Origin of the sequence: Streptomyces sp. NBC_00466 (assembly GCF_041433995.1) — a bacterium.
Taxonomy (GTDB): Bacteria; Actinomycetota; Actinomycetes; order Streptomycetales; family Streptomycetaceae; genus Streptomyces.
The window spans coordinates 3,976,819-4,002,115 of sequence record NZ_CP107896.1; the positions used below are offsets into that span (position 1 = coordinate 3,976,819).

The window sequence follows — 25,297 nt, forward strand, 5'->3', positions numbered from 1 at the left end:
CTGACGGGTAGTCAGATCGTGTCGAGAGCGTAGGGCTCCGCGCCTTGTCGGTCCAGGGGGCCGGGGCTAGCCTGTCATCTGACGGCCCATCAGGTGCCCCGTCGGATACCCGGCAGATGTCCCGTCGGGTATCCGGTCCGGCGGATGTCGGGCCACCGGACAGCCGGAAGGGACACCCTGATGGACCTCAGGTACACGGAGGACGAGGAGGTCTTCCGCGGGCAGCTCAAGGAGTGGCTCGCGAAGGCACTCCCCGCGCTGCCGCCCGCGCCGGACCCGCTGGACTGGCCGGGCCGGCGCGCGTACGACACGGCGTGGCAGCGAATGCTGTACGAGGCCGGGTACGCGGGGCTGCACTGGCCCGCCGACGCGGGCGGGCGCGGTGCCACCCCCACCCAGCACCTGATCTTCCTGGAGGAGACGGAGCGGGCCGGGGCCCCGTATGTCGGGGCGAACTTCGTCGGGCTGCTGCACGCGGGCCCGACGATCGCCGCCGAGGGGACGGCGGAGCAACGGGCCCGCTGGCTGCCGCCGGTGCTGCGCGGGGACGAGGTCTGGTGCCAGGGGTTCAGCGAGCCCGGCGCCGGTTCGGACCTGGCGTCGCTGCGGACCAGGGCGGTACGGGACGGCGATCACTATGTGGTCAGCGGATCCAAGATCTGGACCTCGCACGCCGAGGTCGCCGACTGGTGCGAGCTGCTGGTCCGTACGGAACCGGTCAGCGACGCGGTGCCCAAGCACCGCGGGATCACCTGGCTCGCGATGCGGATGGACGCCCCCGGCGTGACCGTACGGCCGCTGCGGACGCTCGCCGGGTCCACCGAGTTCGCCGAGATGTTCCTCGACGACGTACGGATCCCGGTCACCGACCGGGTCGGCGCCGAGAACGACGGCTGGCGCGTCACGATGGTCACCCTCTCCTTCGAACGCGGCACCGCGTTCGTCGGCGAGGTCGTCGCCTGCCGCCGCACCCTGGGCGAACTGGCCCGTACGGCACGGGAGAACGGCCGCTGGGACGACCCGGTGCTGCGCCGCCGGCTGGGCCGGCTCGGCGCCGAGTTCGCCGCGCTGTGGCGGCTCACCCAGTGGAACGTGAGCGAGTCGCAGGGCGGGGGCGGCGGGGGCGGTTTCGGGGTGCCCGGGATCGGCGGCTCGGTCTTCAAGCTCCGATACTCGCAGGCCCGCCAGGAGCTGTACGAGGCGGCCGGCGAGGTGCTGGGCCCCGACGCCCTCGACCTCGGGCACCCCTGGAACCAGGACCGGCTGTCCTCGCTCTCGTACACGATCGCCGCGGGCACCTCGCAGATCCAGCAGAACATCGTCGCCGAGCGGATCCTCGGCCTCCCCAAGGAGCGCTGATGGAGTTCCGGCTCACCGACGACCAACTGGCCCTGCGTACCGGCTTCCGTGCGCTGCTGGACGGCCGCTTCGGCCGGGAGGCGCTGCGGGCCGCCGTGGAGCGGCCGGTCATCGACCGCGCCCTGTGGCGGGAGCTGGGCGACGCCGGGCTGTTCTCGCTCCGGCTGCCCGAGGCGGACGGCGGGGTCGGGCTCGGGCTGCCCGAGGCCGTCCTCGTCTTCGAGGAGGCGGGGCGGGCACTGCTGCCGGGCCCGCTGGTCGCCACGCATCTCGCGGCGGGCACGGTGCCGGGCGCCGACACCGGGCGGACCGTCGTGGCGGCTTCCGACGGGGCGCTGGTGGAGTGGCTCGCGGAGGCCGACGAGGTGGTGGGGGATGCCGCTGATGCCCGGCCCGTACGGTCGGTGGATCCGCTGACACCGCTGCACCGGGTGTCCGGCGACCGCGGACATCCCGGCCGGTCCGCCGCCGCCCTGCTCACGGCGGCACTTCAGCTCGGCAGCGCGGCGCGCACCACCGAACTGGCTGTCCAGTACGCCAAGGAGCGGGAGCAGTTCGGCCGGCCGATCGGCGGCTTCCAGGCGGTCAAGCACCTCTGCGCCCGGATGCTCGTACGGACCGAGCTCGCCAGGGTCGCGGTGTACGCGGCGGCGGTGACCGCCGAGGCGGGCGGGGACGGTACGGGGGGCGGCGGGGGTGCACCGGACACCGGAGTCGCGGGGGCCAAGCTGCTCGCCGACGACGCGGCCGTCCGCAACGCCCGGGACTGCGTCCAGGTACACGGCGGCATGGGATTCACCTGGGAGTCAGATGTTCATCTTCATCTGAAACGGGCCTGGGTGAGGGCCGGCCAGTGGATCACCGGGGCTGAGGCCGAAGAGCTGATCGCTGCCGCACTGTGAGGCCTCCCGTGTGGGTTACCCGGCGGTCACCGAGCGTTGATACCTGGTTGTGTCCTTCGACAGGGCCGTCACGGGCCGGAGTCGGCGGCCCGCTCCGGTACGCTCCGTGAGATGCGAATGACCGTGTTGCATGGATGCCCCGTTGGCACCTCTGAGGTGGCGGCGAGTCGGGGAATGCGCGCCGTTCGCACCGTACGTGGGTGCGAGAGGCGCCTTCGTTCGACTGTCCGCAGCAGGCGTCGCACAGTATGCACCACGCCTACTCCTTCGCGCTGGAATATGCCCGAAGCGCTTGTTGCGGTGACTGTACGTCAACCATGCTGTCTCTCACGGGAATCACGTTCCGTGATCCCTGAGAGGCGCTAGGCGATGTTCCCCCGGTGCGCGGAAAGCCCTGGGGGGTACCCCCGGCCGGTTCGGATGGTGTGAGCGGTGCAGGTGCTTCAGGTTCAGCTGGAGGTCGGACCCGATCCCGCGGAGGTGGGGCGGGCCCGCAGATGGGCGCGGTCCAGGCTTGTCGGGTCCGGGATAAGGGTTGACGAGCCACTCGCCGAGACGCTGATTCTGCTGATCTCGGAACTGGTGACCAACGCCGTGGTGCACACGGGGTGTCCGGCGGTGCTGCGGATGCTGTTCGGTCCGTCCGAGGAGGCCGGCACGGTCCGGGTGGAGGTCGCTGACACCAGCGCCTGCCCGCCCCGGCCCCGGCACGCGGAGGGCGAGGACACCAACGGCCGCGGTCTCGAACTGGTTGACGGGCTCGCCGACCGTTGGGGCTGGCAGCCCGAGGGGCACGGCAAGTCGATCTGGTGCGAGGTCGACCGGGGCGACTGTCAGGCCGATCAGGGCGGATGCGAAGCCGGTCCGGGGGCGTGCGAGGGCGATCCGGGTGTGCGCGAGACGGACCGGGGCGTGCGCCAGAGGGAGCGGAGTGTGCGCGAGATCGCGGGAAGTGCGCCGGAGCGCATGGAGGTTGTTCGCGAGCCCGGGGCATATGACCCCTCGCGCGCCGTCACATTTCGGGTGTAACTCGCAAAGCCCTGCCCTGGTGTTGACGCGGAGTGGTGACCTGATCACTCTTGCAGGAGCGATCCACCTGTCGGGGGACGGGACGCCGGGGATGCCGGGGAGTGTGGGGGCCCGGATCTCGGTGCGTACGGATCGCGTTCGGCGCCGGCCTCTCTCGGGCAGGGAGGGGCGGGTGCCCGCGCCGTTCCGGGTGGCGGCTGTCGTGACGCCGCCACCCGGAACTACGGCCTTTCGGCGGGGCAGGTCCAGCCGGCTCAGAGGAGCGCCACCGGTGCGACCGGTGCTCCCGTGCCACCCTTGAAGGGTTCGGGCGTCGCGGAGAGCAGGAAGCTGTACTGGCCCGCTTCCGCACAGGCTGTGGACAACTCCTCAAGATTCCAGTTCTGCCCCTGCGGCATCCCCATCTCGACCAGATGCAGGGCGTGTACGGGCATCCACAGGTCCTCGTTCTCGGGCGGGAAGATCTCGAAGGTCACGGTGTCGTTGGCGACCGCCGCCACATCCCTGGCGTGGAACCACTCCGGGGTGTGGATCGAGAGCCCGGGCGACGGATACGTGTAGCCGTTCCGGTCGCCGCTGAAATACAGCTGGATCTGCCCGGTCCGTACGAGCACGATGTCCCCGGCGCGTACCTCCGTACCCGCGAGTTCCTGTGCCGCCTCCAGGTCGTCCGGTGTCACCGCCCGGCCGCCCTCGAGGCGGTCCACGTCCCTGGCGCGCGCCACGTCGAGCAGCACCCCCCGCGACACGATGTGCCGCACCGTGCTGATCCCGCTGAACTCGGCGCCGCCGTGGGCCGTGATCGATTCCGCCGGGCGGCCGTTGTAGAGCTTCCCGGAGTGCGACGCGTGGGTGAGCGCGTCCCAGTGGGTGCCCGTCTGCAGGCTCATGGTCACGAAGTCGTCGCTGGTGGCCACCGTGCCGGGACCGAAGAGCTCCTGGTTGATCTGCACCATCGCGTGCAGCGGATTCACCCGCCCCGGGATCATCCCGGTCTGTACGCCGTCCTGTTCCAGGGCTATCGCCAGCGGGACCCGGAGGCCGCTCCGCACGGTCGCCGCGGCCTCCCGTACGACCTTGTCGGTGATGAGGTTCAGGGTGCCGATCTCGTCGTCGGCGCCCCAGCGGCCCCAGTTGTTCACGCGTGTGGCGATGTCGTGGAATGCGGCCGGCAGTGACATCGGGGCCTCCGGGGGTCTTGTGCTCGGCTGTCGGGCTACCCGTAAAATCTAACGGACCGTCAGAAACCGCGGGAAGGGGCCGGACATGGGGAACTTCTTGGCAGGCAAAGTCATCGCCGTGACAGGCGCAGGGCGTGGCATCGGCAGGGCGGTCGCCCTCGCGGCCGCGGCCGAGGGCGCCCGGGTCGTCGTCAACGACTACGGCGTTCCGATCGAAGGCGGTGCACCCGAGAGCGAAGTCGCGGCGTCCGTCGTCAAGGAGATCGTCGCGGCGGGCGGCCAGGCGGTCGCCGTCGCCGACGACATCTCGACGATGGCGGGCGGACAGCGGATCGTCGATGTCGCGCTGGCGCAGTACGGGCGGATCGACGGCGTCGTCTGCGTCGCCGGGATCCTCCGGGAGCGGATGCTCTTCAACATGTCCGAGGAGGAGTGGGACCCGGTGGTCGCCACCCATCTGAAGGGCACCTTCACCGTCTTCCGGGCGGCGTCGGCGGTGATGCGCAAACAGGGCAGCGGCACACTGATCGGGTTCACCAGCGGCAACCACCAGGGCAGCGTCGCGCAGGCCAACTACAGCGCGGCCAAGGGCGGCATCATCTCGCTGGTGCGCAGCGCCGCGCTCGGTCTCAACAAGTACGGCGTGACGGCGAACGCGGTGGCCCCGGTGGCCAGGACCCGGATGTCCGCGAACGTCCCCATGGAGCTGAAGGAGATCGGCGAACCGGAGGACGTGGCCGCGCTCGTCACGTACCTGCTCTCCGACCGCGCCCGCAAGGAGAAGATCACCGGCCAGGTGTACACGATCGCGGGACCGAAGATCGCGGTCTGGGCCCAGCCGAGGGAGCTGCGCGCCGGGTACGCGGAGGGCGCCGCGTGGACACCCGAGCGGATCGCCGACTTCCTGCCGGGAACGGTGGGGGTCGACCCGATGCCGATGCTGGCGCAGCTGGAGGAGATGGCACGGGCGGCGGCGGCCAAGGAACGGCCCAATGGATGAGTACGGGGCGGCAGTTGGCGCCGTCCGGCACAGCTCCGTCCCGCACCTGGGGGAGGCGCGGCGTGGACTTCTCTCCCGGGCCTGACGACGCCGCGTTCCGGGCCGAGGCGCGGGACTGGCTGGCGGACCACTTCACCGGCGAGTTCGCCACCGCCGAAGCCACCGGCGGCCCCGGCAGCGAACACGAGGGCGCCGAGCTGCGCCGGGCCTGGGAGCGGGAGCTGGGCAGCGGCGGCTGGATCGGCATCGGCTGGCAGGGCGACTTCGGCAACCGCCGGGCCACCCTGACCCAGCAGGTCGTCTGGGCCGAGGAGTACGCGGCGGCCCGCGCCCCAGGACGGGTGGGCCACATCGGCGAGAACCTCCTCGCGCCCACCCTCATCGCCTTCGGCGACGACGAGCAGCAGGCCCGCTTCCTGCCGCCGATCGCGCGGGGTGAGGCGCTCTGGTGCCAGGGGTACAGCGAGCCGGGCGCCGGCTCCGACCTGGCGGCGGTGCGCACCGCCGCCGTGCGCGACAGCGACGGCACGTACCGCGTCACCGGCCAGAAGATCTGGACCTCGCTGGCCAGGGAGGCCGACTGGTGCTTCGTGCTGGCCCGTACGGAACCGGGCACGCGCGGCCACCACGGGCTGTCCTTCCTGCTGGTCCCGATGGACCAGCGGGGCCGGATCGACGTCCGGCCGATCCGCCAGATGTCGGGCACCAGCGAGTTCAACGAGGTCTTCTTCGACGGCGCGCGGGCCGCGTGCGTGGTCGGCGGCGAGGGCAACGGCTGGCAGGTCGCCATGGGCCTGCTCGCCCTGGAACGCGGGGTGTCGACCCTGGTCCAGCAGATCGGCTTCGCCCGCGAGCTGACGGAGGTGGTCGGCGCGGCGGTCGCGTCGGGCGCCACCGCCGACCCGGTGCTGCGCGACCGGCTGGTACGCCAGTGGGCCGAGCTGCGCACCATGCGGTGGAACGCGCTGCGCACCCTGGGACGTACGGACGACGCGGGCGCCCCGAGCGTCGCCAAGCTGCTCTGGGGCGGCTGGCACCAGCGGCTCGGGGAGCTGGCGGTGCAGGTGCGCGGGGCGGACGGCGCGGTCGGGCCGGCCGACTGGGCGCCCGGGAACCCGTACGAACTCGACGCGCAGCAACGGCAGTTCCTGTTCAGCCGGGCCGACACGATCTACGGCGGCTCCGACGAGATCCAGCGCACCATCATCGCCGAGCGGGTGCTCGGCCTACCGAGGGAGCCGAGATGAGGGGTGTCGTCTTCGACGGCAAGCAGGCCCAGGTGGTCGACGACCTGGAGATACGTGATCCCGGACCGGGCGAGGTCCTGGTGGACGTCGCGGCGGCCGGTCTCTGCCACAGCGATCTGTCGGTGATCGACGGGACGATTCCGTTTCCCGTGCCGGTCGTGCTCGGCCATGAGGGCGCCGGGGTGGTCGAGGCCGTCGGGGCGGGGGTCAGGCATGTGGCCCCGGGCGACCATGTGGCGCTCTCCACGCTCGCCAACTGCGGGGCGTGCGCCGACTGCGACCGGGGCAGGCCGACGATGTGCCGCAAGGCGATCGGGATGCCGGGCCGGCCCTTCTCACGGGGCGGGAATCCGCTCTACCAGTTCGCGTCCAACTCGGCCTTCGCCGAACGCACCGTCGTCAAGGCGGTGCAGGCCGTGAAGATCCCCGCGGACATCCCGCTCACCTCGGCAGCGCTGATCGGGTGCGGGGTGCTGACGGGGGTCGGAGCGGTACTGAACCGGGCGAAGGTCGACCGCGGCGACTCGGTGGTCGTCATCGGCACGGGCGGCATCGGCCTCAACGTCCTGCAGGGCGCGCGGATCGCGGGTGCGGCGGTGATCGTGGCGGTGGACGCGAACCCGGAGAAGGAGGCGGTGGCCCGGCAGTTCGGGGCGACCCACTTCCTCACGTCGGCGGAGGGCGTCCGGGACATCCTCCCGAAGGGCGCCGACCACGCCTTCGAGTGCGTGGGCCGGGTGGAGCTGATCCGCCAGGCCATCGACCTCCTGGACCGTCACGGCCAGGCGATCCTGCTCGGCACCCCGCCCGCGACGGCAGAGGCGTCGTTCCTGGTGTCCTCGATGTTCCTGGACAAGTCCATCCTGGGCTGCCGGTACGGGGCTTCGCGGCCGCAGCGGGACATTCCGCTGTACGCGGGGCTGTACGCGCGGGGGGCGCTGCTGCTGGACGAGCTGGTGACACGGACGTATCCGGTGGAGGACTTCGAGGGGGCGGTGGCCGATGCGGAAGGGGGGAAGGTGGCGCGGGGTGTGCTGACGTTCTGACGTCTGGATGCACGTCTGGATGCACGTCTGTATGCACGGCTGTATGCACCTCTGTGTGCAGGGGGCTCCGCCCGGGGGGACGGGGGCGGAGCCCCGTGCGAAAGGGGGGTCAGCCCTCCTCGGCCGGCGCGCGCAGCGTCCGCACCTGGGGTGACAGCAGCGCCCCGCACGTGGCGAGAACCGTAGCCCCCGCGCACCCCGCGAGCGCCGCCCTGGTGCCCACGGCCGCCGCGATCGGCCCCGCCACCAGCAGCCCCAGCGGCGCCAGTGCGAGGGAGCCGAACCAGTCGTAGGAGCTGACCCGGGACAGGACCTCCTCGGGGATCTCCCGCTGCATCGTGGTCTCCCAGAGCGCCCCGAACACGTCGCTGGACAGGCCCGAGCAGAACATCGCCAGGCAGATCACCCAGACCGGCGCACGGGCGGCGAGCAGCGCCATCGGCAGCGCCACCGGGAAGATCGCGACGACGGCGACGAGAAGGGGGCGGCGCACCCGGATCCGTACCGCGAAGGACGCCCCCGCGACGGTGCCCACCGCCTGCGCGGCGACGATCGCGGACCAGGCACCGGCCCCGCCGAGGTGCTCCGTCGCCTCCAGCGGTCCGAGTACCCCGGCTGTCGAGGCGACCGCGGCCACCATGACCGCGGCCTGGCAGACCACGACCCACAGCCACTGCCGGGAGGCGAACTCCTGCCAGCCATGCCGGAGATCGGCCCAGCCGGACGACGCGGCCCGCACGGCCGTCGTCAGCCGCAGCCCCCGGATGAGCCCCGCGCTCACCAGGAAGGACGCCGCGTTCAGGGCGAGCGCCCAGCCCGCGCCGACCCCCGCGACGGTCACACCGGAGAGTGCGAGCCCGAGCACCATCGAACCGTTCATGCCGACCCGCAGCAGGGCGTTGGCCTTCTGGAACTGCGCGGCCGGGACGATTTGCGGGACGACGCCGGACATCGCAGGGGCGAACAGCGCGCCGGCCGTTCCGGCCACCACCGCCAGCAGGCACATGGCCGTCAGCGGCGCATGCCCGGTGAGCACCATCGCGGCGAGACCCCCGTACGCGGCGACCCCCAGGCAGTCCGAGATCATCATCAGCAGGGAGCGCGACATCCGGTCCGCGATGACCCCGCCGACCAGGATGAGGACCAGCTGCGGCAGCGCCTGGCAGGCGAGCACCAGCGACAGCCGTCCTGGGGTGGCGCCGGGCAGCGAGAGCACCGCGAACGCCAGCGCCACCCGGGCGAAGCCGTTGCCCAGGACCGAGATGGTCCGCGCGGACCAGAGCAGCACGAACCGCCGGTCGTGCCAGAGCGACGGCAGCGGCCCGGCCCCCGGCGAGGTGACCGCGGGACCGGGCACGGGGCCGGTCCCGGAGTCGGCGCCGCCGCAGGTGGGGGCCGGGATCGTGCCGGAGCCGGCCGTGCCGGGAGCGGGGGCAGCGACCGCGCCGGAGCCGGCAAAGGCGCTTGCGGGGGACTCGGCAGCCGAGCCGGCAGCGGTGCCCGCGAACGAGCCCGCGGGGGAGCCGGCGGCAGGGCCGGCAGTGGAGTGCGCAACAGGGTCCGCGGTCGAGCCCGCGGCGGTGCCCGCGGTCGATTCTGAAGCGTCAGGGGGAAGGGCCATGGGCGGTCACCTTACGAGAGCCGGGCGGCCCGGGCGTCCCTTCCCGCTGCCCATTCGGGCCAACTTTCCCGCTCGTACGGAGTAGTCGCTATCCGGCCGGAATTCAGCTTGCCGCCACCGCCCGGACCCCGTACGAGCCAGTTGCCCCAAGGGCTCTGACGCGATGTCGCGCCTGCGGTCCGACGCTTCCGGCAACGGTCATGCGCGCGATGCGTGGCGTTCAGCCCCCCGGCCACCTCGCCCTGTGAACCTCAAGCGCGACAAGAGACCCCACAGCAGCCAGGGAGTCAATCCGTATGTCCGCAGACGACGCAGCACGCTCCTCTCTCACCGGCCGCCGCAGGTTCCTCGCAGGATCGGCCGCCGCGCTCGGCGCGGCCGCCGCCGCTCAGCTTCCGCTCTCCGGCAGCGCGTCCGCCGCAACACCCGCATCGGCCGGCACCGCCGTGTCCACCGGATCCGCCGCGACCCCGAAACTTCCTGACGGACTGTTCGGACTCGGCGTCGGATCGGGCGATCCGCTGCCGGACGCGGTCGTGCTGTGGACCCGGCTCGCGCCCGACCCCCTGAACGGCGGGGGTATGCCCGACGCCCCGGTCACCGTCGAGTGGCAGATCGCGGACGACGCGAAGTTCACCAGGATCGTCCGGACCGGCACCGAGCAGGCCGTGCCCGCGCTGGCCCACAGCGTGCACGCCGACGCCAAGGGCCTGCGGCCCGGCCGCCGGTACTGGTACCGCTTCCGCTGCGATGGCCAGATCTCGCCCATCGGCCGGACCCACACCGCGCCGTCGCCGCTCTCGGCCGGCGGCAGCCTCCGTATCGCACTCGCCTCCTGCCAGAACTGGCAGCACGGCTACTTCACCCCGTACGCCGACATGCGCGCGCAGGACCCCGACCTGGTCCTCTTCGTCGGCGACTACATCTACGAGTCCGCCCCGGCGGCCGGTTCCGTACGGCTCCACACCGGTCACGACGAGCCGTACACCCTGGTCGATTACCGCAACCGCTACGCCCAGTACCGCACCGACCCCGACCTCCAGGCCATGCAGGCGCACGCGCCCTGGGTGGTGACCTTCGACGACCACGAGGTCGACAACGACTTCGCGGGCGAGGTGCCGCAGGACCCGGCGAAGCAGTCGCACACCGCGTTCGTCGCCCGGCTGACCGCCGCGTACCAGGCGTACTACGAGCACATGCCGGTCCGGGCCACGTCGGTGCCGCACGGCCCGCACATCCAGATGTACCGGCGCTTCGACTACGGGCGGCTCGTCCGGCTGAACGTCCTGGACACCCGGCAGTTCCGCACCGACCAGGCAGCGACACAGGCGGGTGCCGAGGACCCGTCCCGCACGATGCTGGGCGCGGCGCAGAAGGAGTGGCTGCTGAAGGGGCTGACCCGGTCACCGGCCCGCTGGAACGTCATCGCCTCCCAGATCATGATGGCCGAAACCGATCTCATGCCCGGCAAGGGCAAGCTCTGGTACTACGACGCGTGGGACGGCTACCAGGTCGAACGGAACGCCCTCATGCGGCAGTTCCAGTCGGTGCGCAACCCGGTGGTGCTCTCCGGCGACCGCCATCTGACGATGATCAGTGACCTGAAGAAGGACTTCGCCAATCCGAAGTCCGCTGTGGTCGGGGCGGAGTTCGTGGGTACGTCGATCTCCAGCAACGGGGACCAGGACCAGGCTGTCTTCCACGAGCAGTGGGACCCGCTGAAGGCGGACAACCCGCACTGGAAGGTCATCGACGCGCACCGCGGCTACCACCTCTTCGACATCGGGGAGTCGTCGGTGGACGCCCAGGTCCGGGTGGTGGACACGGTCCTCAGCAAGAAGGCGAAGGCCAGCACGCTCGCCCGGCTCCAGGTGCGGTCGGGGCGGCCGGGGGTGCGGGTGGTGGGTTAGGGCCTTTCGTCCGACCCGAGCAGGCCCGGCGTATGAGAGCCCCGCCGGTCGGTGATGCCGACGGGGGCCGTGGCTATGTGTAGCCGCCGCGGAGTGGCAGGCCGTGTTCTTCGCGCAGCATCTCCTCCGTGGTGACCGGCACCCCCCGCTGCCTGTGCAGGGCGGTGGAGGTCTCGTTGCCGGTGACGGTCGCCGCCTCCTCGTCGCCGACGTTCCGGATGTTGATGCCGTGCATGTTGTGCTGCGCGTGGATCAGCTCGTGCCCGTAGACCAGGAAGGCAGGCGAGACGGCCTCGCCCTCGTGCGCACCCTCGCTGTCCCGCATGCCGTGCGGCACGGCGACGACGCTGCTGCTGCCCCTGCCGGGGGCGTTGGGGGCGGACGCGAGCCCTTCGGGCGTGTCGACGGCAGCCTCCGCGCCGACCACGCTGTTGCCGCCCATGAACTCGACCTGCTCGGGGTGGAAGGGCACCACGCCCACCATGGCCGCGCCGGCGCCCGCGACCCCGGAGTTCAGACCGCCGACCAGGTTCCGGCCGTGCTGCCGGGAGAGCAACCGGGCGTGGTGGGAGAGCATCTGGTTCTCGAAACCCGGCAGCCGCTGGGGCGTACGGTCCTCGCCGAACGGCCGCGGGGTCGACGAGGTCCTGATGCCCTGCCCGCCGACCACCCGCGACCAGGTGTTCGACAGCTGCGCCAGGCCCGCGGTGTCCTGGGGATCGATGTCGGCGCCGACGGGACGCAGGTTGAACCGGCGCAGGATGCCCACGTACTCGATGTGCCGCTGCTGGATCTCGTCGAGCAGGGCCTTCAGCGCGCCGGTGCGCGGGTTGGCCGTCCGGCCGGCCGGGCCGTCGGCGCGGAACTGCCGGTAGACCATGTGTTCGGCGGTGTCCAGAGACGTGCCGAGGTGGTCGCAGTGCTTCTGCTGGCCCTCCCTGCCCCGCAGCCGGAACCCGAGCCCCTGGGCCGTGGCGATCAAGGACCGGGCGGTCCCCAGCATCTCCTCCACCGCGTCGACGATGGGCTGGATCTCCGGGTCGGCCGTCATGGTCCGCTGCACCGTCGCGCCGGGGTCCCGGAGCCGCTGGACCATCAGGCCCACCGCTTCGTTGCCGGCGGTCCGCTGGAGGTTGCGAACGCTCGCGGGGCTCAGGTCCCGCACGGGCGGCCGGGCGGCCGCCGCTCCGGGCCGCTGCCGCCCGGCCCTGGTCTCCTCGACCGAGACGGGCCGTGTCTGCGCGCGCATGCCACTTCTCCTTCATGTCCGCCAGGGCAGAGAAGGCGAGTCTTCCACCCTGGCTGCTCGCGGGGAAGGGCCGGGGGGCCAAGCCCAGGGGCAGACAGTGGAGGTACACGGGCGCACGTCCGGGGCCGCTCAGGTGTGCTCACCGTGCCGGGACGGGCCGTGCCCGTCGTGGGACACACGCCTCACCGGACGGGCACCGCGCGGCAGGTCAGTGCCGCCCCAGCGCCCGGCTCGTACCCGCGACAGCCGACCCGGCGGACCGCGCGGGGCCGTCCGGTCGGCCCCTTCGCGTCACGCGGCGGCCCGCGCCCGGAACGTGCGCCGGTAGACCGTCGGGGGAACCCCCAGCGTCGCCTGCAGGTGCTGGCGCATGGACTGGGCCGTGCCGAAACCCGCGTCCCTGGCCACCTGGTCGACCGACAGGTCCGAGGACTCCAGAAGGTACCTGGCCCGTTCGACCCGTTGCCGGGTGAGCCACTGGCCCGGGCTGATGCCGGCCTCCTCGCGGAAGCGGCGGGTGAAGGTGCGTACGGACATCGACTCCTGCTCGGCCATGTCCCGCAGCTGGATCGGTTCGTGCAGCCGGGCGAGCGCCCAGGCGCGGGCGGCGGCCGTCGTGGCCGACCGGTCGTCGGGCAGCGGGCGTTCGATGTACTGGGCCTGGCCGCCGTCCCGGTGCGGCGGCACGACCGTCCTGCGCGCCACGTCGTTCGCCACCGCCGTTCCGTGGTCGCGGCGCACGATGTGCAGGCAGAGGTCTATGCCCGCCGCCACGCCGGCCGATGTCAGGACGTCCCCGTCGTCGATGAACAGCACGTCCGGGTCGACCAGGACAGCGGGGAACAGCTGCTGGAAGTGCGCGGCGGACGACCAGTGCGTGGTGGCGGGCCGGCCGTCCAGATATCCGGCGGCGGCCAGTACGTAGCCGCCGGTGCAGATGGAGACCAGCCGGGTGCCGGGCCGTATATGGGCGAGTGCGGCGGCCAGTTCGTCCGTCAGCCTGCCCTCCTCGTGCACCGGGCCCAGTTCGTACGAGGCGGGAACGATGACGGTGTCGGCGCCGGCCAGCTCCTCCGGCCCGTACTCGGCGAGTATCGAGAAGTCGGCGTCCGTACGGACCGGGCCGGGCGGGCGCACCGAGCAGGTCACCACCTCGTACAGCGGGCGGCCCGCCGGGTCGCGGGGGCGGCTGAAGATGCGGTGCGGAATGCCGAGTTCGAAGGGGAGCAGCCCGTCCAGGGCGAGCACGACGACGCGGTGCGGACGCGGGTTCTGACGTGCCACGGGTGCCTCCCTGGGGCAGAGCGGGCGGCGCTGGACCGACTTGTCCTGGCCATGGCCCGATCGTAGCGAAGGCTGTCCATCGGGCCACTCGTGCGGCCGGTTCCGTCCGGCGATGCTGGCGGCGTGACCCAGATATCGGAACCACCCGTCCCGCAGCCCGTGCGGAAGGAGCAACGGCAGCAGCAACTGCCGCAGGATCAGGGGCTGTTGCCGCCGTCGCAGCCCGGCGGGCGCCGGCCGCGCCTGCACCGCGCCTGGTTCGTGGCCGCGGTCACCTTTGTGACGATCGTCGGCGCAGCGGCCTTCGCCTCGCTGCCGGGGCTGCTGATCGACCCGCTGCACGAGGAGTTCCACTGGTCACGCGCCACGATCGGCCTCGCGGTCTCGGTGAACCTCGCGCTGTACGGGCTGACGGCGCCGTTCGCGGCGGCGCTGATGGACCGCTTCGGGATCCGCCGTGTGGTGGCCGTCGCGCTCACGGTCATCTCGGTGGGCTCGGTGCTCACGGTGTGGATGACCACCGCGTGGCAACTGGTCCTCTACTGGGGCGTGCTGGTCGGCATGGGCAGCGGGTCGATGGCGCTGGCGTTCGCGGCGACGGTGACCAACCGCTGGTTCGTCGCCAAGCGGGGGCTGGTCACCGGCGTCCTCACGGCGGCGAGCGCCTCCGGCCAGCTGGTCTTCCTGCCGGTCCTCTCCTGGCTGGTCGTGCACCACGGCTGGCGCCCCGCGGCGATCACCGTGGCACTCGCCGCGCTTGCCGTGGTGCCGCTGGTGTGGCTGCTGCTGCGTGACCATCCGGCGGACGTGGGCCAGTCGGCTTACGGGGCAACGGAGTTCGAGCCGAAGCCGCCTCCGCGTACGGGCGCGGCCCGGCGGGCGGTCGGGGTGCTCACCAGAGCTGCCAGGACCGGCCCGTTCTGGCTGCTCGCCGGGACGTTCGCGATCTGCGGGGCGTCCACCAACGGCCTGGTGAAGACCCACTTCGTACCGGCGGAGCACGACCACGGGATGCCGGTCACCGCCGCCGCCTCGCTGCTCGCGGTGATCGGGGTCTTCGACGTCGTGGGGACGGTCGCGTCCGGCTGGTTCACGGACCGTTTCGAGCCGCGCCGCCTGCTGGCGGTCTACTACGCGCTGCGCGGCATCTCACTGCTCTTCCTGCCGATGCTGCTCGCGCCGTCCGTGCACCCGCCGATGATCCTGTTCATCGTCTTCTACGGCCTGGACTGGGTCGCCACGGTGCCCCCGACGATCGCCCTGTGCCGCGAGCACTACGGCGAGGACAGCGCGATCGTCTTCGGCTGGGTACTCGCCTCCCACCAGGTGGGCGCGGCCCTGGTCGCGTACCTGGGCGGTGTGGTGCGGGATGTCTTCGGCTCGTACGACGTGATCTGGTACGCGTCGGGCGGGATGTGCGCGGCGGCGGCGCTGATGGCCCTGGTGCTGAGGCCCCGGGCGGCGGGGGTGGCGGTTCCGGCGGGCGCTGGGGGCTGAACGTCCGGCCGTGGTGCCTGATGCCCCCAGGGGCGCTCAGGCCGTGAAGCGGCCGAACGCTCCCCGGTGGAACAGCAGCGGTTCACCCTCGGCCGCGCCGCCCAGGGTCTCCACCCGGCCGACCACGATCAGGTGGTCGCCGCCGGTGTGCACGGCGTGGATGCGGCAGTCGATCCACGCCGGTACGCCGGTGAGCAGCGGCGCACCGGTCGCGGGGGCCGGTTCGTGGGACACCCCCGCGAACTTGTCGGCGCCGCTCACCGCGAAGGCGCGGCACAGTCCGTCCTGATCCGCGCCGAGGATGTTGACGCAGAAGGACCCGGCTTGGGCGATTCGCGGCCAGGTCGTCGACGTACGGGCCACCATGAACACGACCAGCGGCGGCTCCAGTGAGAGCGACGCGAAGGACTGGCAGGCGAAGCCGGCCGGGCCCTCGTCGTCCTGTGCGGTGATGACGGTGACGCCGCTCGCGAAGTGGCCCAGGACGCGGCGGAATTCGCCCGGGTCGACCGGCATCCGTTCGTCGTCGGCCACCGCCCGAAGGTCCGGGCGTGGGAGTGGGTCGACCGGCCCGGTGGCCGTCGGGGCGCCTACCGACCTGAGGTATCGGACGGCGGTGGCCGCCATCCCTGCGTGTCCCATCATCACTTCATTGAAGCTGACGGAGCGTCAGATGGAAAGGGTTCGGTGCCGCTCCGCTCAGCCGGTGGGCCGGAACGTGCGTTGGGTGGCGGCATTGGCCAGCAGCCGACCGGCCAAGGCCTGTGGCCCCAGGTGCATCAATGGCCTCACCACGCTTGTCCGGTGTCCGAAGGCCCACATGGTGTCGGCCGGGGTCCGGAACGGCGTGACACTGATGCCGGCCGTGGTGAAGAGATCCGGGTCGAGGTATCTCATGCCGCCGGTCCCGCACAGGTACGACCCTGCGCCGGTTGCGGAGGCCAGATCGGCGAGCCGTTGTGAGCGTCCCGGCCTGGAAGGCAGCCGGCTGCTGCGGAGAACCTGGCCTCGCCAGCCGAGCAGGTCCAGCAATATACGAGTGGAGACTTCGGCCACGTCGGCAATCCTGCCTGTGCTGAATCGTTCGAGCACCAGAGTCATGGCCGCGTCGAGGACAGGCCAGTACGGGCTTGCCGCGTAGTGCTGCCGCAGCATGGATCCGGTCCGCAGCCGGGACCGGACCGGATCGACGATCAGAGCGTCCCGGATGGCGGTCCGGCGACCGTGGGGCAGATGGGTCGGAATCGTGAGCCACTGGCACCGCTGCGGGTCGTTCAGGAGTGCCAGACGGGCCCGGTGCTGGTAGTCGCGGCGGGTGAACTGCACGTCGTCCAGCACGATCCAGGAACTGAACGGTCTGCCCGACGTCTACACCCGAACCATGGTTGGCGATCACGTGACCCGTTACCAGACGACCGGCCACTACTTCTATCTGGCGAACGGTGGGAACGCCGTCAACTTTCTGCACGGTGCCAGCGTTGGACCGTTCATCTTCCTGATTCAGGCCGAGATCCTCGCCGGGATCAGGATGCTCACCCGTGGCGACCTCGACCCCGGGATGCACGAGGTCAGTTCGGCCGACCGAGCCGCTGTCGCGGCGACCTGGCTCTCCTACTTCAACAGGTGATCAACTTGCCCATCACAGCCGACCACATCCGCGCCACCCTGACGGCCTACCGCAGCGAGTATCCCGGGTCCGAGCCCGAACTCGATGCTGTCGTCGGTCTTCTCGACGACGGCGACGACCTCACCAGCCGCACAACATCTCCCGGCCACGCCACGGCGGGCGCGATCCTCGTCGGCCCGGACGACCGTGTCCTGCACATCCGCCACGTCGCCACCGGCAAATGGCTTCTTCCTGGCGGCCACCTGGAACGGGCTGACAACAGCCTCCTGCAAGCCGCCGCCCGCGAGCTCTTCGAGGAAACCGGTATCCCCTCCCAAGTGATCACCCCGCAGGGCGAGGGCCCCCTTCACATCGATCTGCACTCCATCGACGCGAACCCGGCCAAGGACGAACCAGCCCACCAGCACTTCGACTTCCGGTTCCTCTTCCGTACCACCGCGGACATCGGTGAGCTCCAGACCGAGGAGGTCTCCGACGCTGTCTGGCGCAACGTCGACGAGATCACCAACCCCCGGCTACGGCTGCGCATCGCCACGGCCCTCCAAAGTGACAGCGACGGGGCGATGAGCTGCCGGGCCGGCCTCGCCGACCATTGGCCGGGTACAGGCGACTGAGGCCGGAGGGTGGGCCCCGCCTACCGCCCCCGGTACTCCGGCGTCCGCCGCTCCACGAAGGCAGCCACGCCCTCCTGCGCGTCGGCCGTCGTCATGTTGATCTCCTGGGCGGCGGCCTCGGCAGCGAAGGCCGTGGTGCGGTCCGACTCCAGTGAGGCGTTCACCAGTTGCTTGGTGAGGGCCAGGGCGCGGGTGGGGCCCTGGGCCAGGCGGGTGGCCCACTCCTGGGCTGTTTTCTGCAGGTCCTCGTCCGGGACCGCCCGGTTGACCAGGCCGATGCGTTCGGCGTCCGGCGCGGGGAGCGCGTCGCCGAAGAACATCAGCTCCTTGGCGCGGTGCGGGCCGATCAGGCGGGGCAGCAGATACGCGCCGCCGCCGTCGGGGACGAGGCCGCGGCGGGCGAAGACCTCGATGAACCTGGCCGATTCGGCGGCCAGTACGAGATCGCAGGCGAGGGCGAGTTGGGCGCCCAGGCCGGCCGCGGTGCCGTTGACCGCGGCGATCACGGGTTTCTCGCAGTCCAGGACGGCCGCGATGAGGCGCTGCGCGCCGAGCCGGATCGTGCGGGCCACGTCGCCGGTGACGCGCTCGGCCGGGGCTTGCGGGCCGCCGCCCCGCAGGTCCGCGCCCGCGCAGAAGCCGCGGCCGGTGGCGGTGAGGACCACCGCGCGGATGTCGGGGTCGGCCGACGCGGTGGCCAGCAGGTCGATGACGCGTTCTCGCTGGGCCCAGGTGAGCGCGTTCATCGCGGCCGGGCGGTTGAGGGTGATCGTGGAGACGCCGTCGGCCGTGGTGTGGAGGATTTCTTCCTCGGGGGAGGCAGAGGGAGAGGGGGGCATGGGTCGCCTTTCGGGGAGTCGGAGGTGAGGGTCGGGCCAGAGGGCACCCCTCAGCGGCAGACCGCCAGCGCGTCCAGCGCCACCGCGCCCTGTCCGCGGCCCAGGACCATCAGGGGGTTCACATCCAGCTCCGCCAGCTCGTCGCCCAGTTCCAGGGCCATCCGCTGGATCCGCAGCACCACCTCCACCAGCGCGTCCACATCCGCCGGGGGCGCGCCCCGGACTCCGCCCTCCAGCAGGGCGTGGCCCCGGAGTTCGGCCAGCATCGCGCGGGCCTGGTCCTCGCCGAAGGGCGGTACGCGTACGGCCGTGTCGGCCAGGAGCTCCACCAGGACCCCGCCGAGCCCCACCGTCACCGTCGGGCCGAAGAGCGCGTCGGTGGTGACGCCGACGACCATCTCCACACCCCGCTCCACCATCTGGCAGACCAGGATGCCGTCCAGATCGACCGACTCGTAACGGGCGATGTCGGTCAGCTCCCGGTACGCGTCCCGCACCTGGCTCGCCGAGGTCAGGCCGACCTTCACCAGGCCCAGTTCGGTCTTGTGCCCGAGCTGGGCGCCGGACGCCTTCATGACGACCGGGTAGCCGACCTGCCCCGCTGCCCGGACCGCCGCTGCCGCGCTGGTCACCAGCTGTTCGCGCGGGACGCGGATCCCGTACGCCCGCAGCAGCTGCTTCGCCGCGTGCTCGCTCAGCTGCTGGTGCGGGCGCATCAGGGCCTGGGCCTTGCGGAACGAAGGGGACGGGGTCCGGGGGGCCTCGTCGAAGGGGGAGCGGTAGCCGGTGGTGAAGCGGTGGTGGTCCAGGTACGCCTTGACCGCAGTGACGCAGTTGCCGAACGTACGGAAGGTGGCCACCCGCGACGAGCCGAGCAGCGTCGTGCGGTACGCCTCCTCCGTGCCCACCGGCGACCCCCACACCACACACACCAGCTTGTCCGTGGTCTCCGCCGCGTCCACCAGGTCCTGGGCCAGCTTGTCGCTCATCGGCGGGAAGGGCCCGGTGATCGGACAGATCAGGACCCCCACATCGGGGTCCGCCAGAATCGCGTCGATGATCTTGCGGCCGCGCCAGTCGCCCACCGGGTGGCCGCCGTTGTCGACGGGGTTCGCGACGTTCAGGTACTCCGGTATCCAGGTGTGCAGTTCGGCCTGCTTCGCCTCGGAGAGGACCGGCAGCCCGATCCCGGCCGCCGTCGCCAGATCCGCGAAGTGCGCCCCCGTGCCCCCTGAGATCGAGTACACCACCACGCCCTCGGCCTGTGGTTTCCGCGCGCGGGCCAACAGGGCTGAGGTGTCCTGGAGTTCGTCCAGGCCGTTCACCCGGATCACCCCGTACTGCCGCATGGCCGCGTCGACCACCCGGTCGGCGCCGGTGAGCTTCCCGGTGTGCGAGGCGGCTGACCTGGCGCCCGTCTCCGTACGGCCCACCTTCACCGCCACGACCGGCACCCCGGCCCGCGCCGCACGGTCCGCGGCGAGCAGGAAGGAGCGGCCGTCCTTGAGGCCCTCGACGTAGCAGGCGATCGCGCCGACCTCGGGGCGCTCGGCGAAGTACGAGATGAAGTCGGAGGTCTCCAGGTCGGCCTCGTTGCCCGTGGGGGCCCAGTGCGAGAGCCGGATGCCCAGCTCCTGCATGGCAAAGACCGGGCGGCCCTGGTGGCCGGACTGGGTGATCAGGGCGACCGCCGGGCCCTCCAGGTCGTCGCGGAACTTCTCGAAGGCGTTCAGGTTGGTGTTCGGGCCGAGCATCCGGAGCCCGGAGCGTTCGACCGCCGCAGTCAGCCGGGTCTGGGCGTCCGCGCCCTGCTCGCCCGTCTCGGCGAAGCCCGAGGCGAAGGCCACTGCGAACTTCACCTTGGCGTCGGCCAGTTGGGGGATCAGCGGCAGTGGGTCCGCGACCAGGAGTACGGCGAGGTCGACCGGTTCGGGCAGGTCGGCCACGGTGGGGGAGCAGGGGAGACCGAAGACGGCCGTACGGGTCGGATGCACCGGGTGCAGGGTCGCGCCGACCCGCTCCGACCAGGCGATCAGCTGGCGGGTGATCCCGGTGTTCGGGCGGCCGTCGGCGTCGGACGCGCCGATGACAGCGACCGATCCGGGCCGGAAGAACCGGTCGAGGTCCGGTACGGAGGAGTGGACCGGGCGTCCGCTGACGTCCAGGTCGCCTTCCGCTGCCGCTGTTCCGTGAACGGCGACGGGTGGCTGCTCCCCGCAGGCCACCACGCGCGCATGGAAGTCGGTGGTGAGGGTGCCGTGAGTCGATCCAAGCATCGTTTCCGCCCGCTCCTGCTCGATGGCCGAAGTACCTGATGGATAGTCAGATTACTGAACTGACGCTCCGTCAGGAACAGTGCTGCAAGCAAATACTCGCGGTAACTCGCGAGAGGACGCTGCCCGCTGTGCCACCGACCGATGCCGCCGCATGGCCTCCTCGGCCGGTTCTCGCCTACTCCGCACCGGCCTCCGCGTCGGCCGGGGCCGCGCGCCGGCGACCCCGCAGGGCGTGCAGGCCGGCCGCTGCGGTGCCGACGCAGAGGGCGGCGGCGCTGAAGCCCAGGGACGTGTGGACGCCGATCACGGCGCCCAGCAGGCCGACGGTGAAACCGCTGCCCGCGCGCAGCCCGTTGGCGGACATCGCGTAGACGCCGAGGACCCGGCCGCGGTCGGCGGCGGGGGCGATCAGCTGCACGACGGTCTGGCCGATCGACATCGAGGCGAGGTTGGCGACGCCGCCGACGAGCAGCAGTCCGAGTGCCAGCGGGTAACTGGTGGTGAGGGCGAAGGACAGGCTGGTCAGGCCGTACACTGCCGTACTGATGACGGCGGCGGGCACATGCGGTTTGACCCACCCGGTGGCCTCCAGCACGATGCCGCCGACGACCCCGCCCGCGCCGTTGGCGAACAGCAGTACCCCGTACGCGGTTCCGGCGCTGCCCGCGCCGAGGTCATGGGCGAAGATCGGCATCGAGGTCTGGAGTGAGGAGCCCACGAAGAACGAGCCGAGACCGCCCAGGACGATCATGCTGACCAGGGTGCGGTTGGTGCCGATCTCCCGCAGCACGCGCACCGATTCCAGCACGCCCACTCGTGGCCTGCTGTGGCGGTCGCGGGTGTGGCCGGTGAACCGGGTGCGGAAGAGGAAGAGCGTCAGCGGCAGGTAGAAGGCGATGTTGGCGAAAATACCCGCTGTGGGGCCGAGCCCCAGCAGCAGCGCGGACCCGACCACCGGACCGAAGAGGACGCCCAGGCTGCGGAAGGTGGCGTTCAGGCGTACGGCGCTGGGCAGTTCGGCCGGGCCGACGAAGTCGTGCAGCATCAGCTGCTCGCCGGGGCCCCACAGCGACCCGGCCAGACCGTGCAGGACGAGCAGGACGCACGCCTCCCACATATGCAGCGAGTCGGTCAGGAACAGGACGCCCCAGGTCGCGGAGACGGCCATGAACAGGACCTGTGCGGCCTGGATGATGCGGCGGCAGTCGTAGCGGTCGGCCAGGGAGCCGAACCACATCGAGAGCAGCAGGAACGGCACCCAGTGGCTGATGACCTGGAATCCGGTCAGGGCCGGGGAGTGGAAGGTCTGCCACAGCACCCAGTAGGTGATGACGTGTTCGACGTTGTCGGCCATCATCGCCAGGGCCGCCCCGAACAGGTACGGACGGCTGTCGCGGTTGCGCAGCGCGGCGAACCTCGGGGGCGGCGGAGCGACGGGCGGGGCACCGGACGTGCCGGTGGCGGGGCCGGTGGGTGGGCCGGTGGGTGGGTCGGTGGCCGGGGGTGCGGGCTGCGCCTCGGTGGGTGCGAGTGCTTCGGCGTCGGCCAGGTGAGTGGGTATGCCGCAGGCTGCGCACATCCTTGATCTCCCCCTCTTCGGTACGGCCGGGCCGGGGGATTCGGGTCGGGGAGAACCCGGCCCCCGGCCCGCTTGCGGTGAGCTGTGAGTCCGCGCGGTGAGTGGTGAGTACTGACTCCGCGCGGTGAGCCGTGATTCCGTTCGTTGATTCGTTGATTCGTTGATTCGTTGATTCGTTGAGTAGAGGCCGCGGTGCACGCTTCCGTGAGCCGTGACCCTGCCCACGGAAGTGTGCACCGCGGGCCGCGTGGTTCAGGGCCCGGGTCGTGATCGGGCTTGTGGTGTGACCGGCCTGTGTCGTGACTGGCGTCGTGTCGTGCTCAGAGGCGGCAGCTGATCTCCATGCCGTCCTCGACGGGGAAGGGCACGCTCCGGTAGCCGTTCGCCGGGGTGCGTACGTACTCCAGGTACGGGAGCAGGCTGCTGAGGTTCACGTCGTCGGCCACCACGAGTGTGCCCGGCGCCAGCCTCGGTTCGAGCAGGCGCAGTACGGGCAGGCACAGGTCCTTCCAGCCGTCGAGCAGGACGAAGTCCGCGGGGGCGTCGAGGGTGGCGAGCGTCTCCCGGGCGTCTCCCTCCAGCACGGTGATCACATCGTCCAGGCCGGTCTCGATGAAGGTGCGGCGGGCCGCGACCGCTTTGTCCTTGTTCAGCTCCGTGGTGACGACACGTCCGGTGCCGTTGTCCCGCACGGCGGCCGCCAGATACAGCGTGGAGATACCGAAGGACATGCCGAACTCCACGACGGTGGCGGGCCGGGTGGCCCGCACCAGGTTGTAGAGCAACTCGCCGCCCGCTGCGGAGATCGGCATGTAGATCTCGGCAGCGGCGTCGGCCAGCTCCTGCGGTGTCATCGGCTCGGGGCGCTCGGGGCGCTCGGCCCGGGTGCGGGCCGAGGTGGCGTCGTCGAGCGCGGCAAGGGCGAACATCCGGCTGAGCGTGGTCTCGACCCGGGGGTCGGCGAGCGTGTGGGTGAAGGTCATGGCGTCTAGAGTAGACGCACCGTTGCGTCCAGTCTAGAGCGGCTGACTATCCTGAGGGCAGAGGGAGGCACCATGGGAGCTGAGGCGGGAACCGCCGGGGAAGGGGCCGTCGGCGTGCCTGGCCGGAGTCACCACGGAAACCGGCACGGGCGCAGCGAAAAGGCCCGGTTCGCGGTGCTGGAGGCAGCCGATGACCTGCTCGCCGAGAAGGGCTTCGCGGGCGTCACGATGGAAGGCATCGCGACGCGGGCGGGTGTGGCCAAGCAGACCATCTACCGCTGGTGGAGCACGAAGACCGACGTTCTGATGGATGCCTTCCTGCAGGACGTGGCCGAGGAGCCGCCGTCCCCCGACCACGGCGATGTGGCGCGCGACCTGAGCGACCACCTGGGCCGGCTGGGCCACTTCCTCAGCGGGACGGACCCCGGAGCCGTCTTCAAGGCGCTGATGGCCCAGACCCAGCACGATCCGGCGTTCGCCAAGGACTTCCGGGCCAGGTACCTCGACGAGCAGCGCCGCCGCGACCAGTTGCCACTGGAGCGAGCCGTCCGGCGGGGGGAGCTGCCTGCGGACCTGGACGTGGCGGCCGAGACCGACCAGATCGTGGGACCGCTCTACTACCGGGTCCTGGTGACGGGCGAGCCGATCAGCCGGGACTTCACCGACCGGCTCGTGCGGTCCTTCCTGCGCCGCCTGGGCTGACGCGCTGTGCTCACTGCTGTGTGCACTGCCGTGCTTACTGACGTGCTCACTGCGGCGCTCACGGCCGCGTTCATCGCTGTGCTCGCTGCCGCGCTCACTGCCGTGCGATCACCGCCGCGATCTTGCGCGCGTCGATCGCCAGCTCGCGGAACATCCCGCTGATGGGGTTGGTGAACCCCGTGAAGAACAGTCCCGGCGCCTGCGCGGGCGTGCGACCGCCGTGCACCACGGGCCTGCCCCGCGCGTCCAGCACGTCCAGATGTCCCACCAGCGGCTCCAGCGCCCGCCGGTAGCCGGTCGCCGCGATCACCGCGTCCGGTGAGATCCGGGTGCCGTCGGCCAGTACGACCTTGCCGTCGTCGAAGGAGTCCACCGCCGCGACCGGTTGGACCCGGCCAGTGCGGACCGCGTCGATCAGACCCACGTCCTGTACGGGGATCGCGCCCTCGCGCACCCGGGAGTAGAGGCCCGTGTCGGGGCGCGGCAGGCCCTGCGCGGAGAGGTCGGGCACGGAGATCCTGCACAGCGTCTCGCCGGCCCGGTCCACCAGCCGGGTCGGCAGCCTGCGGACCAGGATCCCGGTGCGCTGGGCGGGCCAGCCCGCCGTGGAGCGCCGGATGATGTGCGGGACGGTACGGATCGCGATGCGCACCCGCCCGGCGCCGCCCTCGACCAGGTCGACGGCGATCTCGGCACCGGTGTTGCCGGCCCCGACGACGAGCACGTCCCGGCCCGCGTACGGGGCGGCGTCGCGGTACTCGCCCGCGTGCACCAGGTCCCCGTGGAAGGTCTCCCTACCGGCCCAGTCGGGCAGCCTGGGCGTGTGGTTGTACCCCGTGGCCACGACCACCGCGCTTCCGGTCAGCTCCCGGCCGCCGGTCGCGTGCAGCAGCCAACCGGGGCCGTCAGCACGGGTGATGCGGGTGACCTCGACCCCGGTGACGATCTCCAGGCCGTGGTACTCCGCGTACTTCTCCAGGTACCGCACCACGTTGTCCCGCGACACCCAGCGCCCGAAGGAGCGCGGCATCGGCAGCCCCGGCAGTGCCGAGAGGCGCCGGGTGGTGTGCAGATGCAGACGGTCGTAGTGGCGGTGCCAGGAGGTGCCGACGTCGGTGGACTTCTCCAGGATGACGGCCCGTACGCCCCGCCCGCGCAGCGCGGCGGCAGCGGCCAGTCCGCCCGGTCCCGCACCGATGACGTAGACGGGCCGGTCGTCCTTCGTGTCGTCCATGAAGCGGAGCGTAATGGCCTGTTCGCTTGATGGGGCCCGGTCAAGGACAGAAGCGATTGCGAATTGATCACGCATGCACGCCTCTTGCGCACAGCACCTTCCATCCGCTGAACTGACG

21 protein-coding genes and 1 pseudogene are annotated in these 25,297 nt (G+C 71.5%); 11 read left to right on the forward strand and 11 right to left on the reverse strand.

What is annotated here, in order from left to right; translation table 11 throughout:
* The first annotated feature begins 180 nt into the window (after positions 1-180).
* From OG210_RS17840 to OG210_RS17850, 3 genes are all read left to right on the forward strand, one after another.
* Positions 181-1,359: an acyl-CoA dehydrogenase family protein gene (locus tag OG210_RS17840; protein ID WP_328327812.1), complete on the forward strand. Its 1,179-nt coding sequence runs from the start codon at positions 181-183 to the stop codon at positions 1,357-1,359.
* Entirely contained in the window at positions 1,359-2,261 is a 903-nt protein-coding gene (locus OG210_RS17845) for an acyl-CoA dehydrogenase family protein (protein WP_328327810.1), read from the forward strand. Before OG210_RS17840 ends, OG210_RS17845 begins: the two co-directional genes overlap by 1 nt.
* 432 nt (positions 2,262-2,693) lie before the next feature.
* Positions 2,694-3,290, forward strand: a complete 597-nt coding sequence (locus OG210_RS17850) for an ATP-binding protein (RefSeq protein WP_328327808.1) — start codon at positions 2,694-2,696, stop codon at positions 3,288-3,290.
* A gap of 254 nt (positions 3,291-3,544) precedes the next feature.
* On the opposite strand, the gene OG210_RS17855 is transcribed toward OG210_RS17850, so the two are convergent.
* Positions 3,545-4,471 (reverse strand): cyclase family protein, encoded by a 927-nt coding sequence (locus tag OG210_RS17855; RefSeq protein WP_328327806.1) that lies wholly within the window; start codon positions 4,469-4,471, stop codon positions 3,545-3,547.
* Positions 4,472-4,556: 85 nt separating this feature from the next.
* Between OG210_RS17855 and OG210_RS17860 the strand changes: the two genes are divergently transcribed.
* The 3 genes from OG210_RS17860 (at position 4,557) to OG210_RS17870 (ending at position 7,764) form a co-directional block, all read left to right on the forward strand.
* Positions 4,557-5,471 (forward strand): SDR family oxidoreductase, encoded by a 915-nt coding sequence (locus OG210_RS17860; RefSeq protein ID WP_328327804.1) that lies wholly within the window; start codon positions 4,557-4,559, stop codon positions 5,469-5,471.
* Positions 5,472-5,533: 62 nt separating this feature from the next.
* Entirely contained in the window at positions 5,534-6,718 is a 1,185-nt protein-coding gene (locus OG210_RS17865) for an acyl-CoA dehydrogenase family protein (protein ID WP_328327802.1), read from the forward strand.
* Entirely contained in the window at positions 6,715-7,764 is a 1,050-nt protein-coding gene (locus OG210_RS17870; protein WP_328327800.1) for a Zn-dependent alcohol dehydrogenase, read from the forward strand. The genes OG210_RS17865 and OG210_RS17870 overlap by 4 nt, the downstream gene beginning before the upstream one ends.
* Positions 7,765-7,873: 109 nt before the next feature.
* Here the strand turns inward: OG210_RS17870 and OG210_RS17875 are convergent, their stop codons facing one another.
* Positions 7,874-9,385: an MFS transporter gene (locus tag OG210_RS17875; RefSeq protein WP_371537615.1), complete on the reverse strand. Its 1,512-nt coding sequence runs from the start codon at positions 9,383-9,385 to the stop codon at positions 7,874-7,876.
* A 296-nt stretch (positions 9,386-9,681) separates the two neighbouring features.
* On the opposite strand from OG210_RS17875, the gene OG210_RS17880 reads away from it, so the two are divergent.
* The gene (locus OG210_RS17880) at positions 9,682-11,295 is read left to right on the forward strand and encodes an alkaline phosphatase (RefSeq protein WP_371537618.1); all 1,614 of its coding nucleotides are present in this window, start codon (positions 9,682-9,684) and stop codon (positions 11,293-11,295) included.
* A 73-nt stretch (positions 11,296-11,368) separates the two neighbouring features.
* Here the strand turns inward: OG210_RS17880 and OG210_RS17885 are convergent, their stop codons facing one another.
* Together OG210_RS17885 and OG210_RS17890 are read right to left on the reverse strand one after the other, a co-directional pair.
* Positions 11,369-12,544 (reverse strand): M91 family zinc metallopeptidase, encoded by a 1,176-nt coding sequence (locus OG210_RS17885; RefSeq protein ID WP_328327794.1) that lies wholly within the window; start codon positions 12,542-12,544, stop codon positions 11,369-11,371.
* A gap of 291 nt (positions 12,545-12,835) precedes the next feature.
* Positions 12,836-13,828, reverse strand: a complete 993-nt coding sequence (locus OG210_RS17890) for a helix-turn-helix domain-containing protein (protein ID WP_328327792.1) — start codon at positions 13,826-13,828, stop codon at positions 12,836-12,838.
* Positions 13,829-14,032: 204 nt separating this feature from the next.
* Here OG210_RS17890 and OG210_RS17895 point away from each other — a divergent pair, with 204 nt between their 5' ends.
* Positions 14,033-15,325, forward strand: a complete 1,293-nt coding sequence (locus OG210_RS17895; protein ID WP_328335473.1) for an MFS transporter — start codon at positions 14,033-14,035, stop codon at positions 15,323-15,325.
* Between the two features lie 36 nt (positions 15,326-15,361).
* Here OG210_RS17895 and OG210_RS17900 read toward each other — a convergent pair whose 3' ends face one another.
* On the reverse strand, positions 15,362-15,952 hold the full coding sequence (locus tag OG210_RS17900; protein WP_328335472.1) for a flavin reductase family protein: 591 nt from the start codon (positions 15,950-15,952) through the stop codon (positions 15,362-15,364).
* Between the two features lie 72 nt (positions 15,953-16,024).
* A complete protein-coding gene (locus OG210_RS17905) occupies positions 16,025-16,663 on the reverse strand; it encodes a WbqC family protein (protein ID WP_328327790.1) in 639 nt (212 codons plus the stop codon).
* Between the two features lie 7 nt (positions 16,664-16,670).
* Here OG210_RS17905 and OG210_RS17910 point away from each other — a divergent pair.
* Together OG210_RS17910 and OG210_RS17915 are read left to right on the forward strand one after the other, a co-directional pair.
* Positions 16,671-16,952 (forward strand): annotated as a pseudogene (locus tag OG210_RS17910) (adenosylhomocysteinase); the annotation flags it as partial.
* Positions 16,949-17,566: an NUDIX domain-containing protein gene (locus OG210_RS17915; protein WP_328327788.1), complete on the forward strand. Its 618-nt coding sequence runs from the start codon at positions 16,949-16,951 to the stop codon at positions 17,564-17,566. The pseudogene OG210_RS17910 and the gene OG210_RS17915, both read left to right, overlap by 4 nt.
* A gap of 20 nt (positions 17,567-17,586) precedes the next feature.
* Here OG210_RS17915 and OG210_RS17920 read toward each other — a convergent pair whose 3' ends face one another.
* The 4 genes from OG210_RS17920 to OG210_RS17935 all read right to left on the reverse strand — a co-directional run bounded on the left by OG210_RS17920 (position 17,587) and on the right by OG210_RS17935 (position 23,243).
* Positions 17,587-18,405: an enoyl-CoA hydratase-related protein gene (locus OG210_RS17920; protein ID WP_328327786.1), complete on the reverse strand. Its 819-nt coding sequence runs from the start codon at positions 18,403-18,405 to the stop codon at positions 17,587-17,589.
* A 50-nt stretch (positions 18,406-18,455) separates the two neighbouring features.
* Positions 18,456-20,681 carry an acetate--CoA ligase family protein gene (locus OG210_RS17925; RefSeq protein WP_328327784.1) on the reverse strand — a complete coding sequence of 742 codons (2,226 nt, stop codon included), beginning with the start codon at positions 20,679-20,681 and terminating at the stop codon, positions 18,456-18,458.
* 175 nt (positions 20,682-20,856) lie between these two features.
* Positions 20,857-22,260 carry an MFS transporter gene (locus OG210_RS17930; protein WP_371537621.1) on the reverse strand — a complete coding sequence of 468 codons (1,404 nt, stop codon included), beginning with the start codon at positions 22,258-22,260 and terminating at the stop codon, positions 20,857-20,859.
* Positions 22,261-22,580: 320 nt separating this feature from the next.
* Positions 22,581-23,243 carry a class I SAM-dependent methyltransferase gene (locus OG210_RS17935; RefSeq protein ID WP_328327780.1) on the reverse strand — a complete coding sequence of 221 codons (663 nt, stop codon included), beginning with the start codon at positions 23,241-23,243 and terminating at the stop codon, positions 22,581-22,583.
* A 72-nt stretch (positions 23,244-23,315) separates the two neighbouring features.
* Between OG210_RS17935 and OG210_RS17940 the strand changes: the two genes are divergently transcribed.
* Complete coding sequence (locus OG210_RS17940; RefSeq protein ID WP_371537625.1) at positions 23,316-23,945, forward strand: TetR/AcrR family transcriptional regulator; 630 nt, start codon at positions 23,316-23,318, stop codon at positions 23,943-23,945.
* 94 nt (positions 23,946-24,039) lie between these two features.
* Here the strand turns inward: OG210_RS17940 and OG210_RS17945 are convergent, their stop codons facing one another.
* Positions 24,040-25,179 carry an NAD(P)/FAD-dependent oxidoreductase gene (locus OG210_RS17945; protein WP_328327776.1) on the reverse strand — a complete coding sequence of 380 codons (1,140 nt, stop codon included), beginning with the start codon at positions 25,177-25,179 and terminating at the stop codon, positions 24,040-24,042.
* Between the last annotated feature and the right edge of the window lie 118 nt (positions 25,180-25,297).

What these genes read in the sequence shown, in the direction of transcription:
- OG210_RS17840 (WP_328327812.1), top strand. Translation starts at nt 181, where the DNA reads ATGGACCTCAGGTACACGGAGGACGAGGAGGTCTTCCGCGGGCAGCTC.
- OG210_RS17845 (WP_328327810.1), top strand. Translation starts at nt 1,359, where the DNA reads ATGGAGTTCCGGCTCACCGACGACCAACTGGCCCTGCGTACCGGCTTC.
- OG210_RS17855 (WP_328327806.1), bottom strand. Translation starts at nt 4,471, where the DNA reads ATGTCACTGCCGGCCGCATTCCACGACATCGCCACACGCGTGAACAAC.
- OG210_RS17860 (WP_328327804.1), top strand. Translation starts at nt 4,557, where the DNA reads ATGGGGAACTTCTTGGCAGGCAAAGTCATCGCCGTGACAGGCGCAGGG.
- OG210_RS17870 (WP_328327800.1), top strand. Translation starts at nt 6,715, where the DNA reads ATGAGGGGTGTCGTCTTCGACGGCAAGCAGGCCCAGGTGGTCGACGAC.
- OG210_RS17875 (WP_371537615.1), bottom strand. Translation starts at nt 9,385, where the DNA reads ATGGCCCTTCCCCCTGACGCTTCAGAATCGACCGCGGGCACCGCCGCG.
- OG210_RS17880 (WP_371537618.1), top strand. Translation starts at nt 9,682, where the DNA reads ATGTCCGCAGACGACGCAGCACGCTCCTCTCTCACCGGCCGCCGCAGG.
- OG210_RS17885 (WP_328327794.1), bottom strand. Translation starts at nt 12,544, where the DNA reads ATGCGCGCGCAGACACGGCCCGTCTCGGTCGAGGAGACCAGGGCCGGG.
- OG210_RS17900 (WP_328335472.1), bottom strand. Translation starts at nt 15,952, where the DNA reads ATGGCGGCCACCGCCGTCCGATACCTCAGGTCGGTAGGCGCCCCGACG.
- OG210_RS17920 (WP_328327786.1), bottom strand. Translation starts at nt 18,405, where the DNA reads ATGCCCCCCTCTCCCTCTGCCTCCCCCGAGGAAGAAATCCTCCACACC.
- OG210_RS17925 (WP_328327784.1), bottom strand. Translation starts at nt 20,681, where the DNA reads ATGCTTGGATCGACTCACGGCACCCTCACCACCGACTTCCATGCGCGC.
- OG210_RS17930 (WP_371537621.1), bottom strand. Translation starts at nt 22,260, where the DNA reads ATGTGCGCAGCCTGCGGCATACCCACTCACCTGGCCGACGCCGAAGCA.
- OG210_RS17935 (WP_328327780.1), bottom strand. Translation starts at nt 23,243, where the DNA reads ATGACCTTCACCCACACGCTCGCCGACCCCCGGGTCGAGACCACGCTC.
- OG210_RS17940 (WP_371537625.1), top strand. Translation starts at nt 23,316, where the DNA reads ATGGGAGCTGAGGCGGGAACCGCCGGGGAAGGGGCCGTCGGCGTGCCT.
- OG210_RS17945 (WP_328327776.1), bottom strand. Translation starts at nt 25,179, where the DNA reads ATGGACGACACGAAGGACGACCGGCCCGTCTACGTCATCGGTGCGGGA.